This is a genomic window from Cycloclasticus zancles 78-ME (genome assembly GCF_000442595.1).
Taxonomy (GTDB): domain Bacteria; phylum Pseudomonadota; class Gammaproteobacteria; order Methylococcales; family Cycloclasticaceae; genus Cycloclasticus; species Cycloclasticus pugetii.
Window position 1 is genome coordinate 1,167,692 of record NC_021917.1, and the last position, 18,211, is coordinate 1,185,902.

Sequence of the window (18,211 nt, forward strand, 5' to 3'; positions counted from 1 at the left end):
TTAGAACACTGATGATTTATTTTGATAATAATGCGACATCGCCGATAGATCCTCTTGTTTTTGAAGCGATGGAGCCATTCTTAACGACCTTTTATGGTAACCCTTCCAGTTTGCACAGACACGGGCGGGTGGTTAAAACAGCGATTGAACAAGCAAGGCAACACGTGGCTAACCTTGTTAATGTGAGTGCTGAGCAAGTTATTTTTACCAGTGGTGGAACTGAGGCAAATAATCTTTGTATCTCAGCGGCTGTTTGTTCGAACAAACAACACCTTTTATTAGGCGCTACAGAGCATCCTTCTGTGGTTGAGCCAATACGCCAGTTGTCAAAAAAAGGTTTCTTTTTTGATCAATTAGCCGTTGATGATAATGGCCTGATCTCAATAGATACACTAAAACGTGGTCTTAGCGAGGACACTGGCCTAGTGAGTATTATGCAGGCTAATAATGAAACTGGTGTGCTTCAAAATATAGCACCATTAGCTGCGTTGGCTAAAGAAAAGGGCGCTATTGTTCATACGGATGCGGTTCAATCAGTTGGTAAAATACCCGTTGATTTTAATGCATTGGGTGTCAATTTAATGTCTATATCAGGTCATAAAATTTATGGCCCAAAAGGTGTTGGCGCGGTTATTCACGATAAAAAAACGTCGTTAATGCCTATGCTTTATGGTGGTGGGCAAGAAATGAATATTAGGCCCGGCACTGAAAATGCTGCGGCTATTATTGGTTTTGGGCGGGCAGCTGAGTTAGCCCAACAAACGCTGGATAATCGCTCTAGGCACTTGTTAGCTCTTCAGCAAGCATTAGAAGCAGGGGTTAAAGGCATTGAAGGGGTGAGGGTAGTTGCTTCAGATGTTGACCGTCTACCCAATACAAGTCAATTGCTTATTGAATCGGTTGATGGGGAAATGCTTTTGATGCAGCTTGACCAAAAAGGCGTGGCAATCTCAAGTGGCTCAGCCTGTTCAAGCAATAGTAAAAGCCCAAGCGCCGTATTAACGGCGATGGGCGTGCCCGATAAGCGAGCCCTAAGTGCTATTCGTGTAAGTTTGGGGCAACAAAACACTCAACAAGAAGTAGCAGAGTTTGTTTTAATCTTAAAGTCGGTTGTGACTCAGTCGGCTTGATGTGAAAAGCACTGGCCAGACTTCTCGCTAAGAATAACGTTAATCAAGTTATTGGCTAATTCAGTGGGCGAGCTTAGGTTTTTTTCGTCTTCAGCTGGATGTGTCTTCTTTCTAATCGGTAACATACTGGGGCCTGGAATGAAGACATTACTGACCACAGTCGTTGCTTCTAGCTCATCTGCTAACATGGCGCAGAAAGATTCAAGTGCCACCTTGGAAACACCGTATGCGCCCCAGTAGGCTTTTCCTTGGCGAGCAGAGGAATCAGAAATAAAAGTGATAGATGGTTGTTTAGCCTGATGTAAAAGTGGCAAGCAAACTTTGCTTAGTAACACGGCTGAGTTTAAATTAACTTGTAGAACTTTCTGCCAGATCGAGCCTTCTTGGCTGCCAATGGGGCCAATGATTCCCATATCACAAGCCGCATGAACTATACCATCTAACCTTTTGAATTCATTATAAATAGATTTTATTAATTGCTGGTAAAGCTCTTCGTCTACTTGGCTTAAATCAAAGGGAACAATAGCAGGCGTTGGGTTGCCGGCCTGTTCTATTTCATCATACAAGGCTTCTAATTTCTTTTCATTTCTGCCGGTTAAAACCACTGTTGCACCGAGTTTGGCAAGTGCAAGGGCAGTTTCTCGCCCTAAGCCTCCGGTTGAGCCAGTTACTAAGTAAACGTGATCTTTGAGCGCCTGAGGCTGAAGGTTTATCGGGTTGATTATTATAGGTTTAGTCATCTTTTATATTGCTGATAGGTGTTGGTTTTCGGGTTGCTTTTTCAATGGGTTCTATTTCAGACATGGTTTTGCGTGTTTCTATACCAAGGTCTTTAAATTTACGTGCATTCGGGAAGACTTGCCGCTCTAAAGAGCCCACCGCTTTGTTGTAATGATCTACGCTTTTCTCTAAGGAGCTACCAATTTTACTGATGTGCTCTACAAAGGTTGTTAGTCTGGAGTACATTTCTTCACCGAGTTTTCGAATCGCTTCGGCGTTTTCGCTACTGGCTTGTTGGCGCCAACCAAATGCTATTGCTCTTAGTAAGGCGACCAAGCTGGTGGGCGTTGCTAAGATAACGTGTTGAGCGAGTGCATCTTCAAGTAGTGAGTGGTCTTGCTCTAAGGCGGCACTAAGAAATTGGTCGCCGGGTATAAACAGAACAACGAAGTCGGGTGTGTTTTTAAACTGTGACCAATAAGCCTTTTTCGATAGCTCTTTGACTCGATCCCTTACTTGCTTTGCGTGTCGGATAAGGTGTGCTTTTCGTTCGCCATCTTTGCTTTGTTCGGTAGCCGATAGATAGGCGTCAAGAGGTGTTTTAGCGTCAACAACAATATCGCGTTGGTCTGGCATGCGAATGATCATATCAGGTCGCATAGCACCTTCTTGGGTGTTTAAGTTTTCTTGTTGAAAGAAGTCACAGTGCTCTACCAGCCCGGCTAATTCGGCAAGACGCTTTAAGGTTAGTTCGCCCCATTGGCCACGGACTTCAGGCCGTCTTAGGGCTTGAACAAGATTTCGTGTTTCACTGTGTAACTGGTGCTGGGTTTCAGTCATATTTTGTAAATATTGACTGATTGAGCCGTGAGTTTGTTGTCGATCGGCCTCTAGTTTTTTGAGTTGTTCATCGGTTTGTTTAAGTATCTCTTTAATCGGGGAGACCATCTCGCTAAAGGCTCTCTCTTTTTCATTTAAGCGCGTTTCGACGGTCATTTGTTGTTTGCTAAAGTTTTCTCTAGCAAGTTTTAGAAACTCTTCATTATTGTCTCGTAATGCTTGGCTGGATAAGGCAGAAAAACTATCGCGAAAGTTTTGCATCATACTGTCTTCATCGGCCTTCGTTTTTTCTCTTAACTCCTTTTCAATGGCTTGGCGTGTTTCATGCGTCAGTAATTCTTTTTTAAGTGCTGTGTTAGTGCGTAACATGAGCAAATAACCGCTAATAAGGCCTATGACGATGCCACCTAAAAGGAAAAAAATATCGTTAATGCCAGCCATGATTAATTGATGCGCTTAGAGTAAGGGTTGTAGAGATGTTAATAAATCGGCGGGTTTATCAATATATCTATCAGCTTGCCAGTCATTAAAGTCAATACTGTCTGGAATGTAACCGAAGGTACAGGCTATTGTTTTTAGGCCAGCTAATCGACCTGCACGAATATCACGTTCTGCATCACCAAGATAGAGTGCGTTCATGGGTAAAACATCCAGCTGTTTACAGGCTAATAAAATAGATTCGGGGTGTGGTTTTGGGTGGTTGACCTGATCAGCGCAAACGATACAACTGGCTCTATTAATTAGCGCTAATTTCTCTAAGAGGGGCAGTGTTAAATAGGCTGGTTTATTCGTCACAATACCCCAAGGGATTTGATGTTTTTCAAGAAACAGTAAGCTGTCTTCAAATCCATCAAATAGTGTTGATTCATTAGCAATGTTTTGTTGGTAATGGCCAAGTAAGGATGCTTTAATTTTTTCATGCTGGTCACTGGATAGGGCAGACCCAAAGCCGAGCTCTATTAAACCATTAGCACCGTTTGAGACGATAGGTCGTATCGTTTCATAAGGTAACGCTGGCTGATTGTTTTGTACTAAGGCGACATTTAATGCGGCGGCAAGGTCTGGCGCGGTATCGACTAAGGTGCCATCAAGGTCAAATAAAACCGCATCGACTTGCCAATCATGCATTGCAATGGACATAATGGATTAGACCGTCTTTTTAAAGACGCAAATGTAATTCACACTGATGTCATCGGACATAGAGAAGGACTTGTTAAAAGGGTTGTATTCAATACCTCGGCTATCTTCCAGTGTTAAACCTGCTTGTCGTGCCCATAAGGCTAGTTCGGAAGGTTTTATGAAGCTGGCATAATCATGTGTGCCTTTGGGCATCATGCCGAGGATGTATTCGGCACCGATAATGGATAATAGGTAGGCCTTTGGGTTTCTATTTAGGGTGGATAGGAAAACGTAGCCGCCCGGTTTAACGAGTGTTGAACACGCGTTAATAATTGCTACCGGGTCAGGAACATGTTCGAGCATTTCCATGCAGGTAACACAGTCAAATTGCTCCGGTTTTTGGCTGGCCAATGCTTCAACACTGATGTGCTGGTAATTGACGGAAACACCGCTGTCTAAACTATGAAGGTCAGCAACGTCTAGCAGTTCTTTGCCTAAATCAATACCCGTTACATTAGCGCCTTTAAGCGCCATTGACTCAGATAAAATACCGCCGCCACAGCCAACATCTAAAACATCTTTGCCGGACAACGAAACTGTTTTATCAACTAAGTTAAGACGTAACGGGTTAATTTGATGCAGTGTTTTAAAGTTGCCCTCGGTGTCCCACCACTGGGAAGCCATAGCGCTAAATTTTTCGATTTCACTTGGGTTTACATTGTCTTTAGTCTGCGTCATTTGATTATTTTACACCGCTTTATTGGGTTGATGATGAAACGGGTTAATTTTTCTTTGCCAGTGTTTTACTTTTTCAATTAGCTGGGCTTCATCCAGGGTGGTTAATTGCTGATCTTGCATTAAACGTTGGCCAGCAACCCATACATCAGTAATTTGAGAGCGGTTTGCAGAATAAATCAGTGTAGAAATAACATCATAAATAGGTTGAGTTTCAATGCTATTAAGATTTATTGCGAACATATCGGCTTGTTTTCCAATTTCAAGGGAGCCTATTTTTTTATCTAATCGTAGGGCTTTCGCGCCGTTTATGGTAGCCATACGCAAAGCAGTTTTTGCGGGTAATGCATCTGCTTGTTTAGTGCGGCCTTTGGTTAACAGCGCAGCCGTTTTGGTTTCACCCAACATATCAATATCATTGTTGCTAGCCGAACCGTCTGTTCCAATAGCAATATTAATATTTGACGTGATTAATTCATTAACAGGGCAAAAACCACTGGCAAGTTTTAAGTTTGATTCGGGGCAATGTATAACATTAACGCGGTGTTCGGCGATTAACTGAATATCGGTGGCGCTTAGGTGGGTCATATGTATGGCCATTAAGTCGGGGTTTAATAGGCCAAGATTGTTTAATCGTGCGATAGGGCTTACACCATGTTTGGCAATTGACTGTTCGACTTCATTTTCTGTTTCGTGTAAATGAATATGCATCGCCAAGCCCAGTTCATCCATGATGGGTTGAATGGTTTTTAAAGAATCATCACAAACGGTATAAGGGGCGTGCGGGGCAAAGGTAAAATGAATGAGTTCATTGCTACGGAAGTGATCATGAACTGCAAGGCCTTTACTGATATATTCATTTAAGTCTTTAGCCCAACGCGTTGGGAAATCTATAACCGGAATACCAAGACATGCTCTTATACCCGTGTTCGAGACGGCAGTTGCAGTCTGGTCGATAAAGAAGTACATGTCATTAAAACAGGTTGTGCCGCCCCTAATCATTTCTGCAATGGCAAGCTCAGTACCGTCTTTGACAAAATCACTATCGGCTAAAGCTGTTTCAGCAGGCCAGATGTGGTCGTTTAGCCATTCGTTTAGCGGTAAATCATCAGCAAGGCCCTTTAAGAGGCTCATAGCCGCATGAGTGTGCGCATTTATAAAACCGGGTGCTAAGGCGTGATCGTTACATTCTATTAGTTCAACGGGGCTGTATTTCTTCGCATCTTGTTGAGGTAAAACATCAATAATAATATCGTCTTGAATGATAACAGCGTGATTTTTTAAAACGTTATCGTCAGCATCTACGGTGATAACCCAGCGGGCATTAATTTGAAGACTTACTTGCATAATTAAGTGATGAAACCAGAAACGTTAATATAGGGCGCCATTCGCTCGGCTAGATGACGCGATAATAGTAAGTGTTAAATAGGGCCAGCAGTCATGACGTGATAATAAAGTATAGCCAGATCTAAACAGTACGCAAGCCCTAGCCATTTGATAAAAAAGTAGGCTCAAAAGTGTTGTTAGCGCCTGATAGTAGCTTTTTGGTTCAGCGGCGATTTTTGTATTAAAAGCTGGGTTTTTGGCGAGGCATTAGTGAAGACAGGGAGCTAACAATTGATAACGTGCCATGAGTTGCGCCAAATATTAACGATTGTGACCGAAAAAAAGGTGCTTGAAGCGCCAGATGACAGTAAAATGAAGGCTTTAATTAATTAGCATTAATGGTAATTTAATGGCTCAACTTCTGGCAATAGCAGCAGGTGGATCAGTCGGCGCAGTGATGCGCTTTATTGTATCGACGGGCATATATAGCTGGCTTGGCCGTGGGTTCCCTTATGGAACCTTGGTTGTTAATGTTATTGGTTCGTTATTAATGGGACTGTTGTACGAACTATTTTTGCAGCGTTTGTCGGTTTCACCTGAAGTAAGAGCAGTGTTATTGGTTGGCTTTTTGGGTGCGTTTACAACATTTTCTACCTTCTCAATAGAGACCATTAATTTAATTGAGCAAGGTTATGTAATAAAGGCCATTGTTAATGTTTTAGCTAGCGTCATTTTATGCGTGCTAGCTGCTTGGGTTGGCCTGCTAATCGCGAGGCAATTATGAAAACAGAATCAGTCAGAATCGCTCGAATTTATTTAACCGAAGCGGATCATCAGCTTAATAAAATTATGCAATACCTTCATGATCATGAAAGCATCTCTGGCGCAACGGCTTATAGAGGCGTTGAGGGCTATGGCTTATCTGGAAAGATGCATGACTCGTCGTTAATTGATTTGTCGTTTGATTTGCCTGTTACCATTGAATTTTTTGATCAATCAGAAAAAGTGTTGATGGCAATTAAACATGTAAAAGAAAACTTCAATGTCAGTCAAACCCTTAGTTGGTTAGCTGAACACCACCACTAAACTAAATTTAAAAAGGAAAGCTACATGCTTGACCCACAGCTTTTAAGAAACAACCCTGAAGAAGTGAAAACAGCCATGCAACGTCATGGTGCTGATTTGGATCTAGAGGTATTTAATGCGCTTGAAACACAGCGTAAAGATATTCAAGTGAAAACTCAAAACTTACAAAACGAACGTAATAAACGCTCCAAGTCGATAGGCATGGCGAAAGCCAAAGGCGAAGATATTCAGCCTTTATTAGACAGTGTTTCTCAATTAGGTGATGAGTTAAAAGCCGCTGAAACGGAATTACAGGGAATCCAGTCCAAATTGCAGGCTATTCAGCTCTCATTACCCAATATTCTTGCTGATGATGTACCACTCGGTAAAGATGAAGAGAATAACGTTGAGCTTCGTAAATGGGGCGTGATACCGCAGTACGATTTTGACGTTAAAGACCATGTGGATTTGGGTCAATCATTGGCGGGAATAGATTTTGAAGCCGGTGCAAAAATAGCGGGTTCACGTTTTGTTACCCTATCGGGTCCATTAGCTAGGCTTCAACGTGCATTGACGCAGTTTATGTTAGATATGCATGTCGATCAGCATGGGTATAAAGAAACTTATGTGCCATACCTTGTTAATAAAGACAGTTTGTTAGGAACGGGGCAGTTACCTAAGTTTGAAGAAGATTTATTTAAAATTTCAGACGACTCGCCGTATTATTTAATTCCAACGGCAGAAGTGCCTGTTACGAATTTAGTGCGTGATGAGATTATCGCTGCAGACCAAATGCCGCTAAAGTTTGTTGCCCATACGCCTTGTTTTAGAAGTGAGGCAGGCGCCTATGGTAGGGATGTAAGAGGCATGATTCGCCAACATCAGTTTGAAAAAGTTGAGTTGGTTCAAGTGGTCAAGGCGTCTGATTCTGAACAGGCTCATGAACAGTTAACTCAACATGCAGAGAGTATTTTGCAAGCGTTGAACTTGCCTTACCGCCTCATGTTGTTGTGCTCAGGTGATACTGGCTTTTCGGCAACAAAAACCTATGATCTTGAGGTTTGGTTACCTGGTCAAGAGGCGTATCGCGAAATTTCATCGTGTAGTAATTTTAATGATTTTCAAGCACGCCGGTTAAAAGCGCGCTGGCGTAACCCAGAAACAGGTAAACCAGAGTTAGTGCATACGATTAATGGTTCGGGTTTAGCGGTAGGTCGGACGTTAATTGCCGTGATGGAGAATTATCAGCAAGCCGATGGGTCCATTAAAGTCCCTGATGCTTTACAACCTTATATGGGAAAAGTCACCTCGATTACGTTGTAAATAATCGACGCATAAAAAAAGCCCCTAAAAGGGGCTTTTTTTATGGGTAAAGCTAAAGACTACTCACGACCACTTACTGCACCGAGTATGTGTAAAAGGCTAGTGAATAAGTTGAATAAACTAATGTATAGCGACACGGTTGCCATAATATAGTTGGTTTCACCACCATGAATAATTTCGCTAGTTTGATAAAGAATCATGCCGGACATCAACATAATAAACATAGCAGAAACACCCAAAGATAAAGCAGGGATGTTAAAGATCATAGCGCCAATGCCTGCTAAGAAAGCCACTAAAATACCCACCATTAAAAAACCAGAAATAAAGCTAAAGTCTTTTTTAGTGGTTAGTGCGTAGCTAGATAAGCCTAGAAAAATAACACCTGTGCCGCCTAACGATGTCATGATCAGCTCATGACCGTTTGAAAAGGCACTGATATACATATTAAGGATAGGGCCGAGTGTTATTCCCATAAAGCCGGTTAAAGCAAATACGCAAACAATACCCATAGAGCTATTTCTAAATTTTGTTGTTAGCCATAGTAAGCCAAAGTAGCCGACTAATGTAATGATCAACCCAGGATGTGGAAGGTTTAAGCTCATTGATAATGCAGCAGTACCTGCACTAAAGAGTAATGTCATGGCAAGTAGCATATAGGTGTTTTTTAACACCTTATTGGTAGCTAAAATACTCTCTTCACTACGAGAAATAGATTGATTAAATTGGTTCACTTAAAATACCTCATTGATAATTAAAAAATGCTCAACAGATATGACTCTGTACCGCATAGAAGGTTCAATCTTACGTATTCAATAAAATACTTCAAGTCTTTTAACAATTCCGCTGGAAAAAATCCTCAGACTTAAGTAATATGCGCGGCTTGAAAGCAAAACATTTAATGATTGCTCTCAATATAATCGCTTAAAACTGGAGAGATGGCAGAGCGGTTGAATGCACCGGTCTTGAAAACCGGCAAGGGGTCAAACCCTTCCAGGGTTCGAATCCCTGTCTCTCCGCCATTCAAGAGCCCTATGTATCTGATACGTAGGGCTTTTTTATGCCTTAACAAAAAGTAAACCATTAGAAATACGGACAGTCAGTTTGTTTTTTTCTACTAAAAAAGCCTATCTACAAAACTAAAATCATCGTTGTGGCCGACTACAAAGCACATAGAGGTTCTGATACTATTAAATCGAACATCCTTTGGCCGCGCGCAAGAGGTAAACATAAAGGAGATTTAGAGTTTGGATATTGTCTGGGTAATAGTATCGACCATTTTGGTGTTTGTTATGCAAGCGGGCTTTTTGTGTTTAGAAAGCGGGCTTGTTAGAAGTAAAAACAGCATTAATGTCGCGGCCAAGAATATTAGTGACTTTATCGTGTCGAGTAGTCTGTACTGGTTGTTTGGATTCGGTTTAATGTTTGGAGATAGTCAATGGGGCTTGTTTGGATGGTCTGATTTTGCATTCGCTGAACCAGCAGATACAAAACTCATCGCAATATTCTTATTCCAAATGATGTTTTGTGGCACGGCTGCGACGTTAGTTTCTGGCGCCGTCGCTGAGCGCATGAGTTTTATGGGGTATATGGTAGTAACGGTGACAATAGCACTGTTTATTTACCCTTTTGTTGGTCATTGGGCTTGGGCAGGAATCATTACGGGTGAGCCGATAGGCTGGCTTGAAAAAATTGGCTTCGTTGATTTTGCGGGTTCAACCGTTGTGCATTCTGTGGGTGGTTGGGTAGCACTGGCGGCAGTATTAGTTATTGGGCCTCGTATAGGGCGATTTACCGGCAGTGCTAGCGCTATTCCAGGTAGTAGTATCCCAACAGCTATATTGGGTTGTTTATTAATTTGGCTGGGCTGGTTTGGTTTTAATGGCGGCAGTACATTAGCTTGGAATAACTCAGTTCCACTTATTTTATTAAATACATGCCTTGCTGCTTTGGCCGGTGGGGTGGTTGCGACGATGTTAAAGCTTCGTGCAGAACATTATATTGAGGTTGATCAAATAATTAATGGTGTTCTAGGTGGTTTAGTGTCTATTACCGCCAGTTGTCATATTGTGAGCACAGGAGGGGCTGTCATGATTGGCGCCGTTGCCGGCTCAGTTGTTTTTTTTGGTGAGAAGTACCTGGCCGATAAGAAAATCGATGATGCTATTGGCGTAGTGCCTGTTCATTTATTTGCTGGGGTTTGGGGAACAATCGCGTTACCTTTTTTTGCGCTGCCGGCTAAACTTCAAAATGATCTTTCAGTGTGGGAACAATTAGGGACCCAATTAATTGGGGTCGTCAGTGTTGGTTTTTATAGTTTTGGCCTTGCATATGTAGTATTTAGTTTGGTTAACAAGGTTTACTCGTTAAGAGTCAGTGAGCAAGATGAGTTAAGAGGCCTAAATGTTGCTGAACATAATATAAGCACCGAAGTTTTTGACTTGCTAAGCGCCATGCATAAACAGCAGGAAAAAGCAGATTTTTCAACTCAAGTAGCCGTTGAGCCCTATACCGAGGTGGGGCAAATAGCCGAAAAATATAATCACGTTATTGACCAGGTTAACGAAGAAATTAAACAGCGAGATGAGGCCTTCTTAGCATTTAAACAAAGTGAACGTAGAAAGGGTGCTATTTTAGATGCAGCAATGGATTGCATTATTGGCATTGATTCGAAAGGCAGGATTCAAAGCTTTAATCCTGCGGCGGAGCGTTGCTTTGGTCAAACAGCGGGTGCGATTATTAACCGTAGCTTTTTTAAGCTGTTTACTAGAGACCGGGTTCAGGAGTTAAATTCAGCGAGTTTAGACGAGGGCTTTTTGCTAACCAGTGGGTGGGTTCTGGAGCGTAGGAATATGACAGAATTACAACGTTATGACGGAGAGTCTTTTCCTGCCGAAGTAGTAGTGACTCGAACGGTTAGCATAGCGAGTGAACCATTGGAGTATACGCTACATATTCGCGATTTGAGCGAACAAACTAAGTTACAAAAACGTTTAGAAACCTTAGCGTTTAATGATTCGCTAACTGGTTTATATAATAGAGCCGCCTTTATTCGTGAGCTTGAAAGACGAATTAATTACCATAAATCTAATGCTGGAGTGGTGGCGTTAATGTTTTTAGATTTAGACCGCTTTAAAAAAGTGAATGATGTTTTTGGCCATAAGGTAGGCGATCAATTGCTTTGTGAGGTGGGTAAGAGACTCAGTGGAGTAGTGCGTGGTAATGACTTGGTGGGTCGTTGGGGTGGCGATGAGTTTGTTGTGGCGATAAGTGGTGCCTTGGATGAGGAAGCTATTAATAGTAAAGCAACAGAAATTCTTCATGTAATGCGTGAAACGGTTGAACTGCCTGGGCATACGCTAAATGTGTTAACAAGCATTGGGGTCGCTTTTTCGGTTGATGGTGAACGATCAGCGGATCGTTTACTACAGTGCGCTGATGTTGCCATGTATCAGGCAAAAAAATTGGGTAGGGACAATTTTTGTTTTTATACCGAGGAAATGGGGCTGTTTGTACGCAAACGAATTCAAATTGAAGCTGACCTTCCTGATGCTATTTCTCAAAATCAATTACTATTAAATTACCAACCTAAAGTATCGTGTTTAACGAACGAAGTTGTAGGTTTTGAAGTGTTATTACGTTGGTTGCACCCAGAGTTTGGCTTGATTCCCCCAGGAGATTTTATTCCGGTTGTTGAATCATCTGGTTTGATTGTTGATGTTGGTGAGTGGGTGCTAACCGAAGTTGCACGTCAGTTAGTTGAATGGCGTAAGGCAGGTTATGAGTTATTGCCGGTCGCTGTCAATATTTCAGGTTTTCATTTACATGATGAGTCACTGTCGTTATTTATAAAAGCGTTGGCGCATCAGTATCAACTTAACCCAAGCCTATTAGAGGTGGAGATAACCGAAAATGCTTTAACTGGCGATACTGATAGTAGTATTGCAACGATGACCGAGTTAAAAAAGTTGGGTATTAAATTATCTGTGGATGACTTTGGTACGGGGTATTCATCGTTAAGTTATTTGAAGAAATTTCCAATTGATGTATTGAAAATTGACCGTTCATTTATTAATGAGTGCGCTTATAACCCTGATGATGCCGCTATTTGTATGGCGATTATTTCACTTGCTAAAAGTTTAGGGCTTAAAATAGTGGCTGAAGGTGTTGAATCGCTAGAGCAGTTAGAATTTATACAACAGCAAGGCTGTGATATTTATCAGGGCTACCTATACAGTAGGCCACTCCCTGCTAGTGATGTTGAGGTCCTTTTAAAAAGGCCTTAATGGCTGGTTAACAGTAGTAATGACTCGAAATATTTTGTTTCAAAGAAGTGTCACATAGGTGTTTAACCATTTAGGTCGAGGCTTAACGTTTTGACATTAATGTTGAGTCAATTATTTGTTTTTATAATATACAAAGTTATTGTATTATAACAAGCGTTAGATGGCGTTCAGTGCTATTTACCAACGAGGCTTTATGCCTCGTTTTTTTCAACCATACACTATGGTTTTTCAATACACACTAGGAACAAAATGTCGGATAAGCAAGAAATCGAACTGCCATTAAGTGGAGTTCGCGTATATGAAATTGGGACTAGCGTAGCCGCTCCCTTTGGTACATGGATTTTAGCCGCTTTAGGGGCAGAAGTGATTAAAGTTGAACCAGAAGGTCGTGGTGATGATTGTCGTCATTGGGGGCCTCCATTTTGGAATGGTACCTCTGCAATGTTTCAAGCATTGAATAGGGATAAGAAATCAGTCACTGTAGATTTGAAAGACCCTGCAGATAAAGCTTGGCTTCGAAATGAAATAGTCACTAAGGCGGATGTTGTGTTGCAAAACATGCGTCCGGGTAAAGTGACTAGCCTTGGGCTTGGAGCTGAAGAAATGCGCAAGGAAAACCCTAAGCTTGTATATTGTAATATTTGGGCATTTGGTGAAACTGGGCCAATGGCTGATAAACCAGGTTATGATCCATTAATGCAAGCATATAGCGGCTTAATGAGCTTAAATGGTGAAGAAGGCCGTCCCCCTGTACGAATAGGGACATCAGCCATCGATATGGGAACAGGTATGTGGTGTTCTATTGCTATTATTTCTGCCTTGTTTAATCGCCAAAAAACGGGGAAAGGTTGTGTCGTTGATACGGCTTTGTACGAAACAGCACTAAGTTGGATGACTTATCACATGGCTGGGTATCACGCGACAGGTAACCTGCCAACACCGCAAGGTTCTGGCGTGCAAGGTATTTCGCCTTATCAAGCCTATGAGTGTTCAGATGGTTATCTTGTGGTAGCTGCGCCAAATAATAAATTATTTGATTTGTTGAAAGGTGTTATGGGGAACCCGGCTTGGGCGGATGAAGCGCATTTTGAAACCAATCCTAAACGCTTTGAGAATAAGGTTGAATTGAATCGTCGAATGACAGAGATTTTAATAAAAGAACCTCGTTCTCATTGGCAGAAAAAATTAGATGATGTAGGCATTCCTAATTCGCCAATTCAATTGGTTGATGAGGTATTAAACGACCCGCAAACGCAATCATTAGGCATTGTTCAAGAATCAGTTGAACATGCAATGAAGCTAGTGGGTCTGCCAATGAAGTTTAACGGCCAGCGGCCACCGCTACAAAATGAAGCGCCTGCCTTAGGTGCTGATAACGACACCTATAAAAATTAACGGAGAAAGATACATGAAAGAGATTTCCATTCCACTAGGCAATGACTACGCTGATATTCGTGATGCCGTTAGTAAGATTTGCGCTGACTTTCCGGGCGAATATTGGCGAAAACTAGATGCCGACAGTGCATACCCTGAAGAATTTGTTAATGCCTTGACCGAATCGGGCTTTTTATCAGCTTTGATTCCTGAGGAATACGGCGGTGTTGGGCTACCATTGCGCGCAGCGGCTGTCATTATGGAGACGATTCATGCATCGGGTGGCTCAGCCTCGGCTTGTCATGCTCAAATGTATATTATGGGCGCGGTTTTAAGGCATGGTAGCGAAGAACAAAAGCAAAAGTATTTACCAAAAATTGCAACAGGTGAATTAAGACTTCAAGCATTTGGTGTAACAGAACCTACATCAGGGTCTGATACGACAAAACTCAGAACGAAAGCGGTAAAGAAAGGCGATAAATATATCGTTAATGGCCAAAAAGTATGGACTAGCCGTGCCTTTCAATCAGATTTGATGTTATTACTCGCCAGAACTACGCCTTTAGAAGAGGTGTCAAAACCTACTGATGGGATGTCTATTTTCTTAGTCGATATGCGTGATGTTGTTGGTAATGGCATGGAAATTCGTGCGATTGACGCCATGATTAACCATAATACAACGGAAGTTTTTTTCGATAATATGGAAATTCCTGCTGATTCACTGATTGGTGAGGAAGGTAAGGGTTTTCGGTATGTCATGAGTGGTATGAATGCTGAGCGAGTGATCATAGCCGGAGAAAGTATAGGTGATGCACGATTTTTTATTGAACGAGCCAAAAACTATGCCAGCGAACGCAAAATATTTGGTGGGCCAATTGGTAAAAACCAAGGTGTTCAGTTTCCCATAGCTAGAGCCTATGCTGAAATTGAGGCCGCTGAGTTAATGGCAAGAAAAGCAGCAGCACTGTTTGAAGCGGGCGAACCCTGTGGAGCCGAGGCTAATATGGCAAAAATGCTATGTGCTGAGGCTGCTTGGAACGCCGGAGAGGCATGTATGCAAACTCACGGTGGTTTTGCTTTTGCTAAAGAATACGATATTGAAAGAAAGTGGCGTGAAGCGCGTTTGTATCTAATAGCACCTATTTCAACCAATATGATTTTAAGCTACATTGGCCAACATGTACTGGGCATGCCTAAATCTTACTAAAAATAGACAGCAAGTCTATAGGGTTTCAGCCTTTGAACCAAAATATTTATAGAGCCTAAGCCCTGTCTATAGCATATGAAAAAATTAAATTTTAAACCCCTTTTAACGGGTGAAAAGGAAGCAGCTTTAAGGAATGAAGTTCGTTCTTTTTTAAAAAACTATGGTGCTTTTAATGTTTCAAATATCATTGATTCATGGTCTATTTGTGACCCCGAACTTAGTCGCGCCCTAGCTGCAAAAGGATGGTTGGGTATGACCTGGCCCACTGAATACGGTGGTGGCGGTCGCAGTTATCTTGAGCGGTATGTAGTTATTGAAGAACTACTCGCAGCGGGCGCACCAGTTGGTGCCCATTGGGTGGCAGATCGTCAAAGCGGGCCACTTTTATTGCGTTTTGGTACCGAAGAGCAACGACAACACTTTTTGCCTAAAATTGTAAAAGGGGAGTGCTTTTTTGCCATTGGAATGAGTGAGCCTAATAGCGGCTCAGATCTAGCGTCGATTAAAACTCGTGCACAGAAAGTAGAGGGCGGTTGGCTTATCAATGGTTCCAAAATTTGGACCAGTTGGGCGCATGTTTGTCACCAAATGATCACGTTATGTAGAACGGCGCCAGTATCGGATGATCGCCACCATGGTATGAGTCAACTAATTGTTGACCTGAAGCATGAAGGTATTACGGTTCGGCCCATTGTTACGTTGGCCGGAGAGGCGCATTTTAATGAAATTTTCTTTGATGATGTATTTGTGCCAGATAATCGACTGGTAGGTAAGGTCAACGAAGGATGGGGTCAAGTAGTGGCCGAGCTAGCATTTGAGCGAAGCGGGCCAGAACGTTTTTTAAGCAGTTATCAACTACTTGAAGCGGCGATTAAAGAACTACGTGATGCGAATCTAACGCACCAAGCAGAACCCGTTATTGGTCAATTTGTAGCGCGCTTAATGGTGTTACGCCAAATGTCTTTATCGGTCGCGAATCAACTACAAGAAGGCAAATTACCGGTTAACGAAGCATCGGTAGTTAAAGATTTAGGGACCTCGTTCGAACAAGAGCTTCCTGAAGCCATGCGATTGATTTTAGCAACCGAAGCGCGCCCAACTGCAAACGGCGGCGTTGCGCGCTTATTATCTGAATCAATACTAAAAGCGCCATCTTTTTCATTACGTGGTGGTACGCGTGAAATTTTACGTGGCATTATTGCCAGAGGTTTGGGGTTACGATGAACGAAGTTGCTCAATTAATTGAAGAGTCAGCAACCCGTCTTTTTGACGACTTTTCAACAACTAACGGTCATGAGTTAATGGAAACAGGACAGTTTCCAGAAGTACTTTGGGCAGATTTCTTGGCAGATGGTTGGTTAACAACGTTGTTATCTGAAGAGGATGGTGGTGCGGGCCTTGGCCTTGAAGCTGGGTGTGTATTAATGAGGTTAGCTGGGTACTACAACGTGTCGTTGCCGGTTGCTGAAGCGTTAATGGGCGTTTATTTATCGCTTAAGTCAGGCGCAGAATTTAGCGATGAATTGATTATCCCTGTGATACTTGATGCACCGTTCAACGAGCAGCCTGATATCCATTTATATGGAATCCCTTGGGCGCGTCATGCAGCATCGATAGTGGTTATTTTTACTCAGAATAATAAAACACAGTTGAGCCTTGTTAAAGCTCAGGATATAACGATTAATGCTGGTCAGAATATGGCTGGTGAGCCACGTGATGATGTGACCTTTAAAGCTAGCTTGCTGGATAATGCGAGCGATGTACAGGCGATGAGTCTCAAACAGCTTGAATCATGGTTTGCACTTTGTCGCGCGGCCCAAATAACAGGTACGTTGCAACGGGTATTAGAAATGACCGTTGATTTTGCTAATGAGCGATCACAATTTGGCCGGCCTATTGGTAAATTTCAAGCAGTTCAGCAACAAATGGCCGTTTTAGCTGAAATGACCAGTGCCGCTATTTGCGCTGTTGATGCCGCTATAGATCACTTAAACACAGAACAAGAATGGGAGTTGATTGCTTGTGCAAAAATCACGGCGGGAGAAGCCGCCGGTTATGCAGCAAAAACTTCTCATGCAGTACATGCCGCGATTGGATTTACGCAAGAATACCCATTACAACTGAGTACACGTCGACTATGGTCTTGGCGTGATGAGTATGGCAATGAGGCCTATTGGTCTGCAAAATTAGGTCAGCAGTGCTTCGCGCTTGATACTGATAGTTTATGGAGTTGGTTAACAACGCAAACAGGTTAACAATTAAGGAAACAATAGTGATAACAGAAGTAATAACTGAAGTAACAGATGGCATTGCTGTTTGGCGTATGAACCGTGTTGATACACGTAATGCGATAACAGACAATAAAATGATTGATGACTTAGTATCATTGGCCGAACAAGCACAAAAAGACAGCCAAATAAGGGTGATCATTTTAACGGGTAACGGGCCTGCCTTTTCATCAGGTGGTAATGTTAAAAAGATTCGTGCCGAAATGACCGAATCAGATAAAACGCCCCACGAGTTAGCCACGTGGTACCGCGAAGGTATTCAGCGAATACCACGTGCATTTCAAGCGTTAGATGTTCCTATTATAGCGGCGGTTAATGGGCCAGCTATTGGTGCGGGTTGCGACCTTACCTGTATGTGCGATATGCGAATTGCTGCTGAAAGTGCTCGGTTTGCTGAAAGCTTTGTTAAATTAGGCATTATTCCAGGTGATGGTGGTTCGTGGTTATTACCACGAGCTGTTGGTTTGGCAAAAGCCTCTGAAATGGCTTTTACAGGTGACCCGATTGATGCCCAAGAAGCGTTGAAATTTGGACTTGTTTCAAAAGTCGTCGCAGATGATAAGTTGATCGATGAAGCAATGGCGCTGGCGAAACGAATTGCGGTTAATCCACCTGTTTCGGTTCGGATGACCAAGCAGTTAATACGCGAGGGGCAACAAACCGATTTGGATACGCACTTACAAACGGCTGCTGTTATGCAAGCGGTATCGCATCGTACCGATGACCACCGAGAGGCAATGAATGCAATATTTGATAAACGCCAGGGTGAATTTAAAGGCCGATAAGCTAGGTTAGAAAACA

Annotated in this window: 16 protein-coding genes and 1 tRNA gene; 11 read left to right on the top strand and 6 right to left on the bottom strand. The window is 42.4% G+C overall.

Annotated features, from left to right (window positions below; translation table 11 throughout):
- The first annotated feature begins 11 nt into the window (after positions 1–11).
- On the top strand, positions 12–1,130 hold the full coding sequence (locus tag CYCME_RS05720; RefSeq protein ID WP_015006067.1) for a cysteine desulfurase family protein: 1,119 nt from the start codon (positions 12–14) through the stop codon (positions 1,128–1,130).
- On the opposite strand, the gene CYCME_RS05725 is transcribed toward CYCME_RS05720, so the two are convergent.
- The 5 genes from CYCME_RS05725 to CYCME_RS05745 are packed head-to-tail and all read right to left on the bottom strand — an operon-like array spanning position 1,118 to position 5,891.
- Entirely contained in the window at positions 1,118–1,870 is a 753-nt protein-coding gene (locus tag CYCME_RS05725; protein WP_015006066.1) for an SDR family NAD(P)-dependent oxidoreductase, read from the bottom strand. The genes CYCME_RS05720 and CYCME_RS05725 overlap by 13 nt on opposite strands.
- Entirely contained in the window at positions 1,863–3,131 is a 1,269-nt protein-coding gene (rmuC, locus tag CYCME_RS05730; protein ID WP_015006065.1) for a DNA recombination protein RmuC, read from the bottom strand. The genes CYCME_RS05725 and rmuC overlap by 8 nt, the downstream gene beginning before the upstream one ends.
- Positions 3,132–3,146: 15 nt before the next feature.
- Complete coding sequence (locus tag CYCME_RS05735) at positions 3,147–3,830, bottom strand: HAD-IA family hydrolase (protein ID WP_015006064.1); 684 nt, start codon at positions 3,828–3,830, stop codon at positions 3,147–3,149.
- 6 nt (positions 3,831–3,836) lie between these two features.
- The gene (gene ubiG, locus CYCME_RS05740) at positions 3,837–4,547 is read right to left on the bottom strand and encodes a bifunctional 2-polyprenyl-6-hydroxyphenol methylase/3-demethylubiquinol 3-O-methyltransferase UbiG (protein WP_015006063.1); all 711 of its coding nucleotides are present in this window, start codon (positions 4,545–4,547) and stop codon (positions 3,837–3,839) included.
- Positions 4,548–4,556: 9 nt separating this feature from the next.
- A complete protein-coding gene (locus tag CYCME_RS05745) occupies positions 4,557–5,891 on the bottom strand; it encodes a TRZ/ATZ family hydrolase (RefSeq protein WP_020932394.1) in 1,335 nt (444 codons plus the stop codon).
- A gap of 388 nt (positions 5,892–6,279) precedes the next feature.
- Between CYCME_RS05745 and crcB the strand changes: the two genes are divergently transcribed.
- From crcB to serS, 3 genes are read left to right on the top strand one after another with little or no spacing between them, the layout of a single operon-like run.
- On the top strand, positions 6,280–6,654 hold the full coding sequence (gene crcB, locus CYCME_RS05750; protein WP_015006061.1) for a fluoride efflux transporter CrcB: 375 nt from the start codon (positions 6,280–6,282) through the stop codon (positions 6,652–6,654).
- A complete protein-coding gene (locus tag CYCME_RS05755) occupies positions 6,651–6,956 on the top strand; it encodes a DUF190 domain-containing protein (protein ID WP_015006060.1) in 306 nt (101 codons plus the stop codon). Before crcB ends, CYCME_RS05755 begins: the two co-directional genes overlap by 4 nt.
- Before the next feature lie 24 nt (positions 6,957–6,980).
- Positions 6,981–8,258 (top strand): serine--tRNA ligase, encoded by a 1,278-nt coding sequence (gene serS, locus CYCME_RS05760; RefSeq protein WP_015006059.1) that lies wholly within the window; start codon positions 6,981–6,983, stop codon positions 8,256–8,258.
- 59 nt (positions 8,259–8,317) lie between these two features.
- Here the strand turns inward: serS and CYCME_RS05765 are convergent, their stop codons facing one another.
- The gene (locus tag CYCME_RS05765; RefSeq protein WP_015006058.1) at positions 8,318–8,989 is read right to left on the bottom strand and encodes a Bax inhibitor-1/YccA family protein; all 672 of its coding nucleotides are present in this window, start codon (positions 8,987–8,989) and stop codon (positions 8,318–8,320) included.
- Between the two features lie 198 nt (positions 8,990–9,187).
- Between CYCME_RS05765 and CYCME_RS05770 the strand changes: the two genes are divergently transcribed.
- From CYCME_RS05770 to CYCME_RS05800, 7 genes are all read left to right on the top strand, one after another.
- A tRNA-Ser gene (locus tag CYCME_RS05770) sits at positions 9,188–9,277 on the top strand.
- Between the two features lie 225 nt (positions 9,278–9,502).
- Positions 9,503–12,541, top strand: a complete 3,039-nt coding sequence (gene amt / locus CYCME_RS05775) for an ammonium transporter (RefSeq protein ID WP_020932395.1) — start codon at positions 9,503–9,505, stop codon at positions 12,539–12,541.
- Positions 12,542–12,790: 249 nt separating this feature from the next.
- Positions 12,791–13,936, top strand: a complete 1,146-nt coding sequence (locus tag CYCME_RS05780; RefSeq protein WP_015006056.1) for a CaiB/BaiF CoA transferase family protein — start codon at positions 12,791–12,793, stop codon at positions 13,934–13,936.
- Positions 13,937–13,949: 13 nt separating this feature from the next.
- Positions 13,950–15,122: an acyl-CoA dehydrogenase family protein gene (locus CYCME_RS05785; RefSeq protein WP_016390170.1), complete on the top strand. Its 1,173-nt coding sequence runs from the start codon at positions 13,950–13,952 to the stop codon at positions 15,120–15,122.
- A 75-nt stretch (positions 15,123–15,197) separates the two neighbouring features.
- Positions 15,198–16,346, top strand: coding sequence for an acyl-CoA dehydrogenase family protein (locus CYCME_RS05790; RefSeq protein WP_020162235.1), 1,149 nt, complete (start codon positions 15,198–15,200; stop codon positions 16,344–16,346).
- Positions 16,343–17,377: an acyl-CoA dehydrogenase family protein gene (locus CYCME_RS05795; protein WP_015006053.1), complete on the top strand. Its 1,035-nt coding sequence runs from the start codon at positions 16,343–16,345 to the stop codon at positions 17,375–17,377. The genes CYCME_RS05790 and CYCME_RS05795 overlap by 4 nt, the downstream gene beginning before the upstream one ends.
- Before the next feature lie 17 nt (positions 17,378–17,394).
- Positions 17,395–18,195 carry a crotonase/enoyl-CoA hydratase family protein gene (locus CYCME_RS05800; RefSeq protein WP_015006052.1) on the top strand — a complete coding sequence of 267 codons (801 nt, stop codon included), beginning with the start codon at positions 17,395–17,397 and terminating at the stop codon, positions 18,193–18,195.
- Positions 18,196–18,211: the final 16 nt, after the last annotated feature.